Raw genomic sequence first — 15861 nt, forward strand, 5'->3', positions numbered from 1 at the left:
CGAATGCCAGCAACTTCACCCGGCCGGCGGCCTGTTGCACCCGACCGGGTGACAGGCCGTCAGGCCGAACGGCGTACAGGCCCCAGACGTACAGGCCCTAGAGGTGACCGGTGCTGCCGCCGTTGTCGCGGCGGTCGAGGGCGCGCTGGAGGGCGGCCGCGGCGGAGGGGTTGGGCTCGCTGGGGCGGCGGCGACGACGGGTGGGCTGCGCGGCAGCGGGGGTGCGGTCGCGGCGGGCGAGCAGGTCTGCGGTGGGGGGCATACCGAACTCCTGGGTTCGTGGGCACGCGGCGGTGCCGAGGAAAGGGAGGAGGGGATACGCCTGGCGGGGGTCGCCCGCCACAGTGCGTACGGCGCGCACGGGCCGTGCACTCCGGGCGGCTGGTGGGGCCGGGAGCGACAGGCTGACCGTGTGGCAGTTTCACGGTACGCCCGTGGTCAGCGGCTGTCTGCACAACTACTCGGATTTCCTACTATCTGAGACGGCGGCGACCGAAAACGCCGCAGGCCCGGACCGTCGGACGGTCCGGGCCTGCGGTGCCGGCGGGGGTGGTCAGTCGTCGATGACCATGTCCTCGACGCAGGCCGAGATGGTCAGCAGCAGCGCGTCGTCCTGGCCGGGCACGATGGTCACGCCGTAGTGCTCGCTCAGCAGCGACCACTTGCGGGAGATGTGCGCGACCTCCTGCTGCCCGTAGGTGATGGCGTACTGGTGGTCGGTGATGTTGCCGGCCACGTGCAGCTCGGCGCCGTTCTCGAAGGTGACGGTGAACTTGTACACCAGCGGCGAGAAGAGGGCCTTGTGCACGGTGGCGATCCGCTGGTCGCCCCGGTTGATGTAGCGGATGTCCCGGAGCGTCATGATCTTCTCGGAGACCCGGTACAGCTCGTTGCCCTGGGCGTCCTGGAGGGCGAGCGCGCCGCTGAAGCTGAAGAGCTTGTCGTCGACCTGGAAGACCTTCTGGCCCTGGCTGTTCTTGATCCAGAAGTCGTGCGTGGGCGAGAAGAACTTCTCGTCGATCTCGTAGGTCACGCCGTTCTGCACCGGCTCGTGGCCCTCCAGCAGACGCTGGGACAGGCCTTGCAGGAAGTCGTCGTGCCCCGCGCCGTGGCCCTGCTGCTGCTCTGAACCGAGGAGCTGCTGGGCGATGCCGAGCAGGCCGCCGAATCCGTCACTCATGATGCTTCCCTAGCTTGGAACGTTGTGGCGGGGATGATCCTAGGGAAGCCGCCCGAGACGCCGACAGCCCTCTTCGCTCTCTGTTGCACAATCAGCACAACAGGCGAAGAGGGCTGCTGACAGGGTGTCGGCAAGCGTCAGCCGAGGTCGACTCCGCGGGCGAACTTGGCCCCGATCTCGGCGGCGATCTCGGCCAGCACCTCCTGGGAGATCTCGCTGTCCACGGTGATCGAGGCCAGCGCGTCCTTGCTCTCGCCGTCCCGCGCGACCTGCATGCCGGCGATGTTGATGCCCGCGTCGCCGAGGATCCGGCCGAGCGTGCCGACCACGCCGGGGCGGTCCTCGTACTTGAAGAACGCCATGTGGTCGGTGAGCGCGACGTCCACGTCGAAGGCGTCCACGCCGACGATCTTCTGCTGCTGCTTCGGGCCGGAGAGCGTGCCGGAGATGGCCACCTCGCCGCCGTCCGCCAGGGTGCCGCGCACGGTGATCACGTTGCGGTGCTCGGGGCTCTCGCTGCTGGTGGTCAGCCGGACCTCGACGCCGCGCTCCTGGGCGAACAGCGGGGCGTTCACGTAGGACACCGTCTCGGCCACGACGTCCTCGAACACGCCCTTGAGGGCCGCGAGTTCGAGCACCTTCACGTCATGCTGGGTGATCTCGCCACGGACCTCGACGTCGAGCCGGACGGCGACCTCGCCGGCCAGCGCGGTGAAGATCCGGCCGAGCTTCTCGGCCAGCGGCAGGCCCGGACGGACGTCCTCGGCGATCACGCCGCCCTGCACGTTGACCGCGTCCGGTACCAGCTCGCCGGCCAGCGCCAGACGGACCGACTTGGCGACCGCGATACCGGCCTTCTCCTGCGCCTCGTCGGTGGAGGCGCCCAGGTGCGGGGTGGCGACCACGTTGTCGAAGGTGAAGAGCGGGGAGTCGGTGCACGGCTCCTTGGCGTAGACGTCCAGGCCGGCGCCGGCCACCCGGCCCTCCTTGAGGGCGCTGGCGAGGGCGGCCTCGTCCACGATGCCGCCGCGGGCGGCGTTGACGATGCGCACGGTCGGCTTGACCTTGTGCAGCGCCTCGTCGCCGATCAGGCCGATCGTCTCGGGGGTCTTGGGGAGGTGCACGGTGATGAAGTCGGACACCTCCAGCAGCTCGTCCAGGGAGAGCAGCTTGACGCCCATCTGGGCCGCGCGGGCGGCCTGGATGTAGGGGTCGTAGGCAACGATCTTCATGCCGAACGCGGACATCCGCTGGGCGACCAGGACGCCGATCCGGCCCAGGCCCACCACACCGAGGGTCTTCTCGGAGAGCTCGACGCCGGTGTACTTGTTGCGCTTCCACTCGCCCTGCTTGAGAGCGGAGTTGGCGGGCGCGATGTTGCGGGCGACCGAGATCAGCAGGCCGCAGGCGAGCTCGGCGGCGGTGACGATGTTGGAGGTCGGCGCGTTGACGACCATCACACCGGCCTTGGTGGCGGCGGCGACGTCGACGTTGTCGAGCCCGACGCCCGCGCGGGCCACGACCTTGAGCTTCTTCGCGACGGCGAGCGCCTCGGCGTCCACCTTGGTGGCGGAGCGGATCAGGATGGCGTCGGCGTCCGCGATGGCGGTCAGCAGTTCCGTGCGGTTCGCACCGTCACAGTGCCGGACCTCGAAGTCCGGGCCCAGGGCGTCGACGGTGGCGGGCGACAGCTCTTCGGCGATCAGTACAACAGCGTTCTTGGATGTCACGTTGCTCACGACAGTGTCCTTACTGTCCGGTGCTCCCCCGGTCCCCGGGCACGTGGGTGGCGTGCCGACGATGCCGGCCGGAAATGTGGGGGATGGTGGCATGCCGCGTAGGTAGACGCACGACGCTGTGGGCCTGACGCGCACTCGGAGTCTATCGACGTACCGGGTCGTTGCCTGTGCCCGTGCGGCGAAATCACCCGCACGGGACCAGACGTGATGTACAGACGGGGCAGGTCCGGGCCCGGACCTGCCCCGTTGCCGAGCCTGGCGGTTCAGGCTCGTGCGACGCTTCAGGCGTCCTTGACCCAGCTCATGAGCTTGCGCAGCTCCTTGCCGGTGGTCTCCAGCAGGTGCTCGGAGTCCGCGGTCTTGTAGGCGTTGTACTTGGGCAGGCCGGCCTTGTACTCGGCGATCCAGGTGTTGGCGAAGGTGCCGTCCTGGATCTCGGCGAGGACCTTCTTCATCTCAGCCTTGGTGTCGGCGGTGATGATGCGCGGGCCGGTGACGTAGTCGCCCCACTCGGCGGTCTCGGAGACCGACCAGCGCATCTTCTCCAGGCCGCCCTCGTACATCAGGTCGACGATCAGCTTCAGCTCGTGCATGCACTCGAAGTAGGCGATCTCCGGCTGGTAACCGGCCTCGACCAGGGTCTCGAACCCGGCCTTCACCAGCGCCGCGGTACCGCCGCAGAGCACGGCCTGCTCACCGAAGAGGTCGGTCTCGGTCTCCTCGGTGAACGTCGTCTTGATGACGCCCGCCTTGGTGCCGCCGATGCCCTTGGCGTAGGACAGCGCCAGCGCGAAGGCCTTGCCGGTGGCGTCCTGCTCGACGGCCACGATGCACGGAACGCCGCGGCCCTCCTCGTACTGGCGGCGCACCAGGTGACCGGGGCCCTTCGGGGCGACCATGCAGACGTCGACGTCGGCCGGCGGCTTGATGAAACCGAAGCGGATGTTCAGGCCGTGGCCGAAGAAGAGCGCGTCGCCCGCCTTCAGGTGCGGCTTGATGTCGGCCTCGTAGACGTCCGCCTGGATGGGGTCCGGCACCAGGATCATGATGACGTCGGCCTCGGCCGCCGCCTCGGCGGCGGTGACCACGCGCAGCCCGGCCTCCTCGGCCGCCGCACGGGACTTGGAGCCCTCCTTGAGGCCGACCCGGACGTCCACGCCCGAGTCCCGCAGCGACAGCGCGTGGGCGTGGCCCTGGCTGCCGTAGCCGATGACCGCGACCTTGCGGCCCTGGATGATGGACAGATCGGCGTCGTCTTCGTAGAACAGCTCGGCCACGGTGGGACTTCTCCTTGCGTGATATCGCGTAGGTGCACTGGCTACCGTACGCGCGGTGATGGGGGTTGAGCGGGATGCGCCAGGGTGTGAGACGCGCAGGTCAGGCGCTGCGGTCAGGCGCTGCGGTCGAGCGCGCGCAGCGAGCGGTCGGTGATCGAACGGGCACCACGCCCGATCGCCACCAGACCGGACTGCACGAGCTCCTTGATTCCGTAGGGCTCCAGCATGCGCAGCATCGCTTCGAGCTTGTCGGAGCTGCCGGTCGCCTCGATGGTCACGGCGTCCGGCGACACGTCCACGGTCTTGGCGCGGAAGAGCTGCACGATCTCGACGACCTGGGACCGGGTCTCGTTGTCCGCCCGGACCTTGACCAGGACCAGTTCCCGCTGGATCGCAGCGGACTGGTCGAGCTCGACGATCTTTATCACGTTGATCAGCTTGTTGAGCTGCTTGGTGACCTGTTCCAGCGGGAGGTCCTCGACGTTGACCACGATGGTCATCCGGGAGATGTCCGGGTGCTCGGTCGGGCCGACGGCGAGCGAGTCGATGTTGAAGCCCCGACGGGAGAACAACGCGGCGATGCGGGCGAGCACGCCGGGCTTGTTCTCGACCAGGACGGAGAGGGTGTGCTTGGACATGTCGTATCTCTCTTGTGGTCGGGGCCGTCAGTCGAGGTCGTCGCCGAAGTCGGGGCGGATGCCCCGGGCGAAGAGGATCTCGTCGTTGCTGGTGCCGGCCGCGACCATCGGCCAGACCATGGCGTCCTGGTGGACGATGAAGTCGATCACGACCGGGCGGTCGTTGATCTCCATCGCCTGCTTGATCACCGCGTCCAGGTCCTCCGGGCGCTCGCAGCGCAGACCCACGCAGCCCATCGCCTCGGAGAGCAGCACGAAGTCCGGGATCCGGGTGCCCTGTGCGGGCTTGGCGATGCCGTCGTGCTCCGGACCGGAGTGCAGCACGGTGTTGGAGTAGCGCTGGTTGTAGAAGAGCGTCTGCCACTGGCGGACCATGCCCAGCGAGCCGTTGTTGATGACGGCGACCTTGATCGGGATGTTGTTCAGCGCGCAGGTGACCAGCTCCTGATTGGTCATCTGGAAGCAGCCGTCACCGTCGATCGCCCAGACCGCGAGGTCCGGACGGCCCGCCTTGGCGCCCATCGCGGCCGGCACCGCGTAGCCCATGGTGCCCGCGCCACCGGAGTTGAGCCAGGTGGCCGGCTTCTCGTAGTTGATGAACTGGGAGGCCCACATCTGGTGCTGGCCCACGCCCGCCGCGTAGACGGCGTCCGGGCCGACCAGCTGACCGATCCGCTCGATCACCTGCTGCGGCGACAACTCGCCTTCGGGGGCGGGCTCGTAGCCCAGCGGGTAGGTCTTCTTCCAGTCGTTGAGCTTGACCCACCAGTCGGTGTAGTCGCCACGGTGACCGGCCTCGTGCTCGGTCTGCACCGCGACGATCAGGTCGGCCAGCACCTCGCGGGCGTCACCGACGATCGGCACGTCCGCCGGACGGTTCTTGCCGATCTCGGCCGGGTCGATGTCCGCGTGCACGACCTTGGCCAGCGGGGCGAAGCTGTCCAGCTTGCCGGTGACCCGGTCGTCGAAGCGGGCGCCCAGAGTGAAGAGCAGGTCCGACTTCTGCAGCGCGGTGACCGCCGGGACGCTGCCGTGCATGCCCGGCATGCCCAGGTGCTGCGGGTGGCTGTCGGGGAACGCGCCCAGCGCCATCAGCGTGGTGACCACCGGCGCGCCGGTCAGCTCGGCCAGGATCCGCAGCTCGGCGGTGGCCCCCGCCTTCAGCACGCCGCCGCCGACGTACAGCACCGGGCGCTTGGCGGTGACCAGCAGCTTGGCGGCCTCGCGGATCTGCTTGGCGTGCGGCTTGGTGACCGGTCGGTAGCCGGGCAGCGAGGTCTCCACCGGCCAGCGGAAGACCGTGGTGGCCTGCAGCGCGTCCTTGGCGATGTCCACCAGCACCGGGCCGGGGCGACCGGTGGCGGCGATGTGGAAGGCCTCCGCGATCACCCGGGGGATCTCCGCCGGGTTGGTGACCAGGAAGTTGTGCTTGGTGATCGGCATCGTGATGCCGCAGATGTCCGCCTCCTGGAAGGCGTCCGTGCCGATCGCCTTGGAGGCCACCTGGCCGGTGATCGCGACCATCGGGACGGAGTCCATGTAGGCGTCGGCGATCGGGGTGACCAGGTTGGTCGCACCCGGGCCCGAGGTCGCCATGCAGACGCCGACCTTGCCGGTGGCCTGCGCGTAGCCGGTGGCCGCGTGGCCGGCGCCCTGCTCGTGCCGGACCAGGATGTGCCGGACCTTGACGGAGTCCATCAGCGGGTCGTAGGCCGGCAGGATCGCTCCACCCGGGATGCCGAAGATCGTCTCCGCACCGACGGCCTCGAGCGAGCGGATGAGCGACTGCGCCCCGGTCATCGTCTCGACCACCGCGGGGGTGCCTTGGGACGGGGCGGCCGGGTGGTCCCCGCGGCGGGGGGATGCCGTGTGCTCAGTCATCTGCCTGTCTCTTCTCAGGTCGCCGGGTGCCTGTCCGCTTTCTCCCATTTTGAGGGGAAACGAGCTGGCGGTACAACGGTGTTCCAACGGTACGAGTGCAACAAAAAACCCCTCGTGCCCAGGGCATGCGAGGGGTGGCGCGTCGGCTTCTCTTCAATCGGACCTACTGGCCGATTCAGCCGACGCGCCCGCCAAGTACGAGAATTCGGGTGCGCATGGCACCGACCTTCCTCCCGAGCCACCGTCAGTGTCAAGCGGGCGGGATCACCGTCTCGCCATGCGGACCCGGGGTGGGACCGGCCCCCGGACCCCCGCCCGGCCCGGCCACCGCCCGGTGCTCCGGGGTCTCCAGCGACCCGTGGTGCTTCGGGAGGCGGCCGTGTCCGGGCTCCGCACGGCCACCCGAACGGGTGTCTGCGGCGGACAGGTAGGCCCGGCGAGCCGACATCGCGCCGACCGGCCGGGGCAGCGGGTACAGCCGCCGGGCGAGCGCCCGGCGCAACCGGTACTCGTCCAGCGGCTGGGCGAAGGCCAGCCCCTGTCCCTGCCGGCAGCCGAGCTCCTGCAGGACGGTCACCTGGCGGGGCTGGTCCACCCCCTCGGCCGCGGTGACCAGGCCCAGGTCACGACCCAGGCGCAACGCGTGACCGGCCAGCGCGCGGCTGCGCGGGGAGTCGGACAGCTCCTGGACCAGCGTGCGGTCCAGTTTCAGCGCGTCGAAGGGCAGCCGGGCCAGCGCGCCGAGGGAACCGCCGCCCGCGCCGAAGCCGGCCACCGCCGTGCCCACGCCGAGCCGGCGCAGCGCGGCCAGCCGGCGGCCCAGCTCGTCGGCCATGGTGTCCGGGCCGGTCCGGGCCAGCTCGACCACCAGCTGCCCGGCGGGCAGGCCGGTGTCCCGCAGCGCGCCCGCGATGGTCTCGTAGACACCCGGCGAGCAGAGCCGCTCGGCCGAGAGCCGCACCGAGACCGGGACGGCACCCGATCCCGGACGGCCGCCGAAGGTCCGGCCCGCGTCGGCCCGGACGGCCGCCTCGGCCACCGTCTGCTGGAGCAGCCAGCGGGCGAACCGGGTGGCGGCGTCGCCGTGGTCGGCGCTGCGCAGGAACTCGACCGGGGTCAGCAGCAGCCCCTGCGCCGAACGCCAGCGGGCCAGTGCCTCGACCCCGGTGACGGCGCCGGTGCGCAGGTCCACCAGCGGCTGGTGGAGCAGCGCGAAGCTGCCCTCGCGGACCGCGACCCGCAGCCGCTCGTCCAGCTCCTTGCGACGGTCCAGGTCGGCGCGCATCGCCGGGCTGTAGAGCACCACCCGGCCCTTGCCCTGGGACTTGGCCCGGTACATCGCCAGGTCGGCGTTGCGCATCAGCTCGTCGGCCAGCTGGTCGGCCGACCGGGCCGGGCCGGAGCGCCCCGAACCGCCCACCGGGCCGGGACCGAAGGCGATGCCGATGCTGGCGGCGACCCCCAGCTCGGACCCGCCGATCCAGTACGGCTCGGAGAGCGCCCGACGCAGCCGGTCGGCCAGCTCCTGGACCTGCGCGCGACCGCGCGGGCCGCAGACCAGGGCGGCGAACTCGTCGCCGCCGAAGCGGGCCACGGTGTCCCCGGAGCGGACCACGCTCTGCAGCCGGCGGGCCGCCTGGACCAGCAGCTCGTCGCCGACCTGGTGGCCGGCAGTGTCGTTGACCGCCTTGAAGCCGTCCAGGTCGAGGAAGAGCACGGCCACCGGGCCGACCTCCTCGGGCCGGTGGCCGCCCGGGTACTCGGGGGCGTGCTCGCGGGAGTGCTCGCGCGCTCCGTCGGCGCCCCGGACGGCCAGCGCGGCGCGCAGCCGTTCGGCGAAGAGCGCCCGGTTGGGCAGGTCGGTGAGCGGGTCGTGGAACGCGTTGTGCTGCAACTGGGCCTGCAGGCGCACCCGTTCGGTGACGTCCCGGCTGTTCAGGATCAGCCCGTCGCGGTACCGGTTGACGGTGGACTCGACGTGCAGCCACTCGCCGTCGCCGGAGCGGATCCGGCACTCGACCCGGGTGGTCGGCTCGCCACTGCGGGCCGGCGGGTGGATCAGGTGGCGGGCCGGGCGGTTGCTGCGCGCCAGGAACCGGCGGACCTCGCCGACCACCCGGTCGGCGTCCTCCGGGTGCACCAGGTCGAGCAGGCGGCCGCCGACCAGCTCCTCCGGATCGCGGCTGTAGACCCCCAGCGCGGCCGGACTGACGTAGCTGAGCACGCCGTTGGCCCCGGAGATCATGATCACGTCGCTGGAGCCCTGCACCAGCGAGCGGAAGTGCGCCTCCTTCTGGGCGAGTTCCTGCGCCAGCGAGAGGTTGTCCAGCAGCATGATGCCCTGCCGCACGATCAGCGCGAGCCCCACGGTGCAGGCCACCACGATTACCACCCGGTCCATCGGGCGACCCCCGAGGGCGTTGTAGAGGATGCCCGCCGTACAGACCGAGGCGGCGGCGTACGGGGTCAGCGCGCTGAAGGTGGAGGCGACCCGGCGGCGCGGTGTGCCGCCCGCCGACGGGTGCTGGCGGCTGGAGTGCCGGCGCTGCCAGCAGGCCGACCAGGGCGCGAAGGCGAGCAGCAGACTGCCCGCGAACCAGCCGGCGTCCAGGATCCCGCCGGAGCGGTAACTGCTCTGCACGGTCGGCGAGGTGAAGAACGCGTCGCAGACCACGGTGACGGCCAGGCTCAGCATCGCGGTGTGCACCGCGACCCGGTTGCCGTCCCGGCTGCGGAACCGCAGGCCGACCACCAGCGAGACCATCAGGATGTCCAGCACCGGGTAGGCCAACTTGAGCGCCAGGCCCAGCGGGTGGCTGGCGTCGCCCTCGGCGGTGCGACCCAGGGCCAGGCTCCAGCTCAGCGTGAAGAGCGATCCGCCGACCATCCAGCCGTCCAGCAGCAGGCAGAACCAGCCGGCCGCGCCGCGCGGGCGCTGGGCCAGCACCAGCAGGCCGGCGACCGCGAAGGGGGCGAAGAGCAGGAAGGCGTAGTCGGCCAGCGACCTGCTCGGCACCTCGACCCGGAGCACCACCTCGTACCAGCCGCAGGTGCCGTTGCCCAGCGCGACCGTGCAGGAGGAGAGCCCGAAGAGCAGCCAGGCCGGGCGGGCCGGGCCGGACACCGTGCACCCGTGCACCAGGCAGGAGAGGGCCGCCGCCAGGGCGGCACCGGCGAGGCCGAAGTCGCCCATGAACTCGGCGGCGTCCTGGGAGCCCCAGCCGGTGGCCGCGCCCAGCGCGTACGCGAGGCAGGTCAACGCGACCAGTACGCCGGGCAGGCGCCGGTCACGCGCGAGTCTGCGCGGGCGGGCGAAACGGCTCGGCGGCTCACCGGCGGGGTCGGCGACGTGCGGACCACCGGCCACGGCGGCGCCGGGGGGCGGCAGCACCACGGCTGTCGGCAGCAGGCCGATCGGCGGTGCGGCGACGCTGGACGGCACGGCTTCGGCGGGGTTCACCCGGCACCTCCCCCTCCGGCCCGCGCCTCGGCGCCGCCCGGACTGCGACTGCGCCGTCCGCAGACGGGCCGCCGGCCTGAGTCCTCCAGGCGGGCGGACACTCGACATCTGCCGCGCCGCACCAGTTCTCCCAGTCGGGACAGTACACCACTTCGGTCACTCAATGACACGCACACTCAACTTAGAGTAATGGTCCGAGAGTAGGGATATGCACCCGCTTCCACCAGATCGGCCCGGTTGGCCGTAGCGCACGCGGTGAAGCGCGCGCGCCGGGGCGTGTGCGCCAACGCGCCGGGCTCCGTGCGTCAGTGCGCCGGGGCGTGAGACCGGTCGGTGGCCGGGTTGACGGCTGCGTCGGGGAAGAGGTGCAGCCGGTGCGCGAGGGCGGCCGCCTCACCACGGCCGGAAACCTCCAGCTTCGCCAGGATGTTGGAGACATGCACACTCGCCGTCTTGGGCGAGATGAACAGCTCCTCGGCGATCTGCCGGTTGGTGCGGCCCTGCGCCAACAGCCGCAGCACGTCCGTCTCGCGCGGTGTCAGCGAGAACTCCGCCCGGGCGGACGGCGCCGGCGGCTCCTCGGACGCCGCGGGCAGCGCGCGGGCCACCCCGGCCCGCTCGGCCAGCCGGGCGACCTCCAGGGCGAGACCGCTGTCGCCGCGCCGCGCCGCCAGGGCGGCGGCCTCCCGCAGCAGCTCCCCGGCCTCCTCCCGGCGCCCGGCCGAGGCGGCCGCCCGGCCCGCCCCGAGCACCGCCAGCACCAGCGGGTAGGGCAGTGCGGTGGTGCGCAGCGGGGTGATCGCGGCGGCCCAGTGCTCGGGGGTGTCCCGGCCGTCCGCGCGGGCCAGTTCGGCCTCGGCCAGCCGCGCCCAGCCGACGTGCAGCGGGACCACCGGCCGCTGGCGGCCGAGCACCTCGGCGATCCGCTCCAGCACCAGCGCCCGGCCGAGGTCGGCCGACGGCAGGCCGCGCGAGTCCGCCTCGACGGCGGCCGCCCTGGCCAGCAGCGGCAGCAGCCGGCAGTCGCCCTGCGGGGAGAGCGGGCGGTCGAGCGCCGTCAGCAGCTCGGCACGGGCCTCCAACGGCCGCCCCGAGCGGCCCGCGAGGTCGATCGCCAGCCGGGCGGTGGGCAGCACGTGCTGCGGCTGGTCGTCCCTGCTGTGCAGCCGGGCCTTCGCCAGGTTTTCGGCGGTCAGCGCGAAGTCGCCCGCCAGGAAGCTGACTTCGCCGCGGACCCGGCACAGGAACTCGTCATAGCTCTCGGCCCGGCCGTCGTCCTCCCAGCGGGCCAGCTGCTCGGCGGCGTCCGCCGGGCTGCCGATCAGGAGCAGGCACTCGGCGAGGTTCCCGGCCAGGATCGCCCCGGTGTTGCGGAGCAGGCCGAGCCGGCCGGCCACCTCCAGGCCCTCGCGGGCCAGCTCGGTGGCCTCCTCGGCCTGGCCGAGATGCGCCAGCATGCTGGCCAGGTTGTTCAGGCCCCGGGTGAGCAGCTCGGGGACGCCGAGCTCACGGGCGCCCGCGACGGCCGCACGCAGCGAGGCGATACCCCGCTCGGGTTCGCCGAAGTCGTTGTACAGCGTGCCCAGCGTCATCCGCGCGTGCAGCTCGACGCTCTTCGCGCCGACCTCCAGGGCTATCTCCACGGCCCGCTCGGCGAGTGCGACGTCCGCCTCGCCGGCCAGCCGCAGCATGCTCATCGAGGCGCCCATCGCGAACACCTCCGCCTGCACGGCGGACGGTGGACGGTTCTCCACCAGCCGATGGGCGTGCGCCAGTTCCTCCAGGCTGCCGGCCCGGTTGAGGTGGCCCAGCAGCCGGGAGCGGTGCATCCGGAACCAGGCGCTGCGCAGCGGGTTCTCGTTCTCGTCCACCTGCTTGAGCCCGCGCTTGGCGAGGCTGAGCCCGCGCTCGCGGTCGCCCGAGCGGCGGGCCGCCACGACGGCCTCGGCCAGCACGTCGACCAGCCGCAGCCGGTCGCACTCGGCGCCGCAGCCGCCCGCGGGACAGCAGCAGGGCGGGTAGGTCTCGGCCCAGTCGTGCGGGCGCAGGGTGGTGCGCAGGGTCTCCTCGTCGACCTCGTCCCAGAGTTCGACGGCCCGCTCCAGCAGGCTCAGCTGCTCGGCGAAGGCGTTGCGGCGCCGGGCCGCCCGGGCCGCGTCCAGCGCGGTGGGCAGCGCGCGGGCCGGATCGTGCGCCTGGTACCAGTAGTTGGCCAGCCGGGCCGGGCGCTCGTCGCGCTGGACCAGGCCGGGATCGGCCTCCAGGGCGGCGGCGAAGCGGCGGTTGATGCGGTTGCGCTCACCCGGCAGCAGGTCGTCCGAGACCGCCTCGCGGACCAGCGCGTGGCGGAAGCGGTAGCCCTCGCCGTCCTTGTCCAGCTGGAGGATGTTGGCACCGACGGCCGTGCGCAGCGCGTCGTTCAGCGCGTCCTCCGGCCCGTCCAGGACGGCCGCCAGCAGCTCGTGCTCGACCCGGGAACCGCCCTCGGCCGCGATCCTGAGCACCCGTTGGGTCTCCTCGGGCAGCGCCTCGACGCGGACCAGCAGGATGTCGCGCAGCGATTCGCTCAGGCCCACCGAACCGCCGCACTGGTGGGAGCAGGCCAGCTCCTCGACGAAGAACGGGTTGCCCTCCGAGCGCTGGTGGATCCGCCTGACCAGTTGGCGGTCCGGGGTCTCGACGCGCAGGATACCGGCCAGCTGGGCGGCCACCTCCTTACAGCCGAACCGGTCCAGCTCCAGCCGCCGCACGGTGCGCTGGCGTTCCAGCTCGGCGAGGAAGGGCCGCAGCGGGTGGCGGCGGTGCAGGTCGTCGGTGCGATAGGTGGCCAGAATCAGCACCCGGGACCGTTGCAGGGTGCTGATCAGGTAGGCCAGCAGTTCGCGGGTGGAGCGGTCGGACCAGTGCAGGTCCTCGATCGCCAGCACGAGCGTGCGCTCAGCGCTGAGCCGCTCGAAGAGCCGGGCGATGTGCTCGAAGAGCCGGGCCCGGCCGTATTCGTCATTGGGCTCGGTGTCCACGTCGCCGAACTCGGGGAGCAGCCGGGAGAGATGGCCCTCCATGCCGGTGGCGGCCTGCCGCAGCTCGGGGCCCAGCCGGCGGTACAGGCGGCGCATCGCGGTCACCAGCGGGGCGTACGGCAGCCCCTCGGCACCGACCTCCAGGCAGCCGCCGAGCATGGTGACGACGGCGTCGTTCGGGGCTGTGCCCCCAGCGGCACCCTCGGCGGCGGCTTCGGTGGCGCTCTCGGCCGCGTTCTCGGCCGCGCAGAGGAACTCCTCCAGCAGACGGGTCTTGCCGACGCCGGCCTCGCCACCGATCAGCAGTGCCTGCGGCCGGCCCGCCGACGCACGGCGCAGCGCGGCCAACAGGGTGGCAGTCTCGCTGCCACGGCCGACGAACACGGGACTGACCGACATCTGATCCACGGCGCTGAGCATGCCACAGGGACCCGACAGCGGCCGAGCGATTACCTCCGGCGCTGCGCCGGCCTGCGCGGCGGGCGCTGAGGCGGGCGCTGAGGCGGCCTCAGGTACGGCCTCAGGCGCGGGTTCGGCGACGGGCCCTGCGGCCAGCTCGGAAAGGCCCGAAGGGAGGGCGCCGGTGGCGTCCCTCCCCTCGTCTCCCGACGCTCCCCTCGTGGCGCCGGGACGTTCCCGGTGCGTCAGCACTCGCGCAGGCCGGCGGCGGCCCGGTCGCTGTGGACGGCGGAGCGCCACCCGCCGGCGGCCAGGCGGCGCAGCGCTCCGGCGCGGCCGCTGACGCCCTGCGGGCGGTCGGCGTGCCGGGCCGCCCGGTTGGCGCTGCGGGCCTCGGTGACCAGCCGCTCGTGGGCGGCGATCTCGCGAAGCTCGGCGTTGCGCTGACGGTAGAGCTCGTACTCGTTCATGCTGGATCCCCTGTTCCGGGACGCTTCCCGGCCTCTCGCGGCCGGTCCGTCGTCCTGGTAAGAGCCTCCTCCCCCAGGGGGGTGCCGGGCATCGGCAGCATGCCGCATCTTCCGGGGCGTCAGGTCCTTAGACCGCCCGGAAAGCGCCGGTGGCCACCCCTAAGGAGGGGTGGCCACCGGTGATCTGGATGCGCGGGTCTAAGGCGCCTTATGCGGCGCCGAGCCTCTCCAGGCTGTGCCTACTGTCCTTCCGCGGCAAGCCGCTCCAGGATCAGATCCTTCACACGGGCCGCGTCGGCCTGGCCGCGGGTGGTCTTCATGACCGCGCCGACCAGCGCACCGACTGCCGCGACCTTGCCGTCGCGGATCTTGTCCGCGATGGCGGCGTTCTCCGCGATGGCCTGGTCGACCGCCGCGCCGAGCGCGGAGTCGTCCGAGACGACCGCGAGGCCGCGCTTGGCGACCACCTCGTCCGGCTCGCCCTCGCCGGCCAGCACGCCCTCGATGACCTGGCGGGCCAGCTTGTCGTTCAGCTTGCCCTCCGCAACCAGCGCGCACACCCGGGCCACCTGGGCCGGCGTGATCGGCTGCTCGGACAGGTCGGTGCCGGTCTCGTTGGAGCGACGGGCCAGCTCGCCCATCCACCACTTGCGGGCCTGGTCGGCGGGGGCGCCGGCCGCGATGGTCTCCAGGATCGGCTGCACCGCACCGGCGTTGAGCACCGACTGCATGTCCTTGTCGGACAGGCCCCACTCGCCCTGCAGCCGGGCGCGGCGCACCCGCGGCAGCTCGGGCAGCGCGGCGCGCAGCTCCTCCACCCAGGCGCGGGCCGGGGCGATCGGCACCAGGTCCGGCTCGGGGAAGTAGCGGTAGTCCTCGGCGTTGTCCTTGATCCGGCCGGCCGTGGTGGAGCCGTCCTCCTCGTGGAAGTGCCGGGTCTCCTGGACGATCGTCCCGCCGTCGTCCAGGACGGTGGCGTGCCGCATGATCTCGTAGCGGGCGGCCCGCTCGACCGAGCGCAGCGAGTTGACGTTCTTGGTCTCCGAGCGGGTGCCGAACTTCTCCCGGCCGTGCGGGCGCAGCGACAGGTTGACGTCGCAGCGCATCTGGCCCTTGTCCATCCGGGCCTCGGAGACGCCCAGCGCCTTGATCAGCTCACGCAGCTCGGCGACGTACGCCTTGGCGACCTCGGGCGCCCGGACGCCGGCGCCCTCGATCGGCTTGGTGACGATCTCGATCAGCGGAATGCCGGCCCGGTTGTAGTCGAGCAGCGAGTGCGAGGCGCCGTGGATCCGGCCGGTCGCGCCGCCGATGTGCGAGGACTTGCCGGTGTCCTCCTCCATGTGGGCGCGCTCGATCTCGACCCGGAAGATCTCGCCGTCCTCCAGCTGCACGTCGAGGTAGCCGTTGAAGGCGATCGGCTCGTCGTACTGCGAGGTCTGGAAGTTCTTCGGCATGTCCGGGTAGAAGTAGTTCTTCCGGGCGAACCGGCACCACTCGGCGATCTCGCAGTTCAGCGCCAGGCCGATCTTGACGGCCGACTCCACGCCGATCGCGTTGACCACCGGCAGCGAACCGGGCAGGCCGAGGCAGGTCGGGCAGGTCTGGCTGTTCGGCTCGGCCCCGAGGGTGGTCGAGCAGCCGCAGAACATCTTCGTCTTGGTGCCCAGCTCGACATGGACCTCCAGGCCCATCACCGGGTCGTAGGAGGCGAGTGCGTCGTCGTAGGAGACCAGGTTCATGACGCTCACAGCGTCCCCTTCACTAAAAGTCTTGGAGGTACCGGTCCGGCCCCGC

10 protein-coding genes are annotated in these 15861 nt (G+C 71.8%); all 10 read right to left on the minus strand.

Annotation, left to right across the window (positions count from 1 at the left end; all coding sequences use genetic code 11):
- Nucleotides 1–97: 97 nt before the first annotated feature.
- Entirely contained in the window at nucleotides 98–262 is a 165-nt protein-coding gene (locus BS80_RS40790) for a hypothetical protein (RefSeq protein ID WP_157536290.1), read from the minus strand.
- Between the two features lie 291 nt (nucleotides 263–553).
- Complete coding sequence (locus BS80_RS15260; protein ID WP_051966646.1) at nucleotides 554–1180, minus strand: LURP-one-related/scramblase family protein; 627 nt, start codon at nucleotides 1178–1180, stop codon at nucleotides 554–556.
- A 137-nt stretch (nucleotides 1181–1317) separates the two neighbouring features.
- The gene (gene serA, locus BS80_RS15265; RefSeq protein ID WP_035801297.1) at nucleotides 1318–2910 is read right to left on the minus strand and encodes a phosphoglycerate dehydrogenase; all 1593 of its coding nucleotides are present in this window, start codon (nucleotides 2908–2910) and stop codon (nucleotides 1318–1320) included.
- A gap of 290 nt (nucleotides 2911–3200) precedes the next feature.
- Nucleotides 3201–4196 carry a ketol-acid reductoisomerase gene (gene ilvC / locus BS80_RS15270; RefSeq protein ID WP_035797819.1) on the minus strand — a complete coding sequence of 332 codons (996 nt, stop codon included), beginning with the start codon at nucleotides 4194–4196 and terminating at the stop codon, nucleotides 3201–3203.
- A 113-nt stretch (nucleotides 4197–4309) separates the two neighbouring features.
- Nucleotides 4310–4834 carry an acetolactate synthase small subunit gene (gene ilvN, locus BS80_RS15275; protein ID WP_035797820.1) on the minus strand — a complete coding sequence of 175 codons (525 nt, stop codon included), beginning with the start codon at nucleotides 4832–4834 and terminating at the stop codon, nucleotides 4310–4312.
- A 27-nt stretch (nucleotides 4835–4861) separates the two neighbouring features.
- Nucleotides 4862–6715, minus strand: coding sequence for an acetolactate synthase large subunit (locus BS80_RS15280; RefSeq protein WP_035797822.1), 1854 nt, complete (start codon nucleotides 6713–6715; stop codon nucleotides 4862–4864).
- Nucleotides 6716–6965: 250 nt separating this feature from the next.
- On the minus strand, nucleotides 6966–9995 hold the full coding sequence (locus tag BS80_RS15285; protein ID WP_051967101.1) for a putative bifunctional diguanylate cyclase/phosphodiesterase: 3030 nt from the start codon (nucleotides 9993–9995) through the stop codon (nucleotides 6966–6968).
- A 485-nt stretch (nucleotides 9996–10480) separates the two neighbouring features.
- Entirely contained in the window at nucleotides 10481–13594 is a 3114-nt protein-coding gene (locus BS80_RS15290; RefSeq protein WP_232246607.1) for a helix-turn-helix transcriptional regulator, read from the minus strand.
- 245 nt (nucleotides 13595–13839) lie between these two features.
- The gene (locus tag BS80_RS15295) at nucleotides 13840–14064 is read right to left on the minus strand and encodes a hypothetical protein (RefSeq protein ID WP_035797826.1); all 225 of its coding nucleotides are present in this window, start codon (nucleotides 14062–14064) and stop codon (nucleotides 13840–13842) included.
- Between the two features lie 239 nt (nucleotides 14065–14303).
- On the minus strand, nucleotides 14304–15815 hold the full coding sequence (gatB, locus tag BS80_RS15300) for an Asp-tRNA(Asn)/Glu-tRNA(Gln) amidotransferase subunit GatB (RefSeq protein ID WP_035797828.1): 1512 nt from the start codon (nucleotides 15813–15815) through the stop codon (nucleotides 14304–14306).
- Between the last annotated feature and the right edge of the window lie 46 nt (nucleotides 15816–15861).

The sequence above is a fragment of the Kitasatospora mediocidica KCTC 9733 genome (genome assembly GCF_000744225.1).
GTDB lineage: Bacteria > Actinomycetota > Actinomycetes > Streptomycetales > Streptomycetaceae > Kitasatospora > Kitasatospora mediocidica.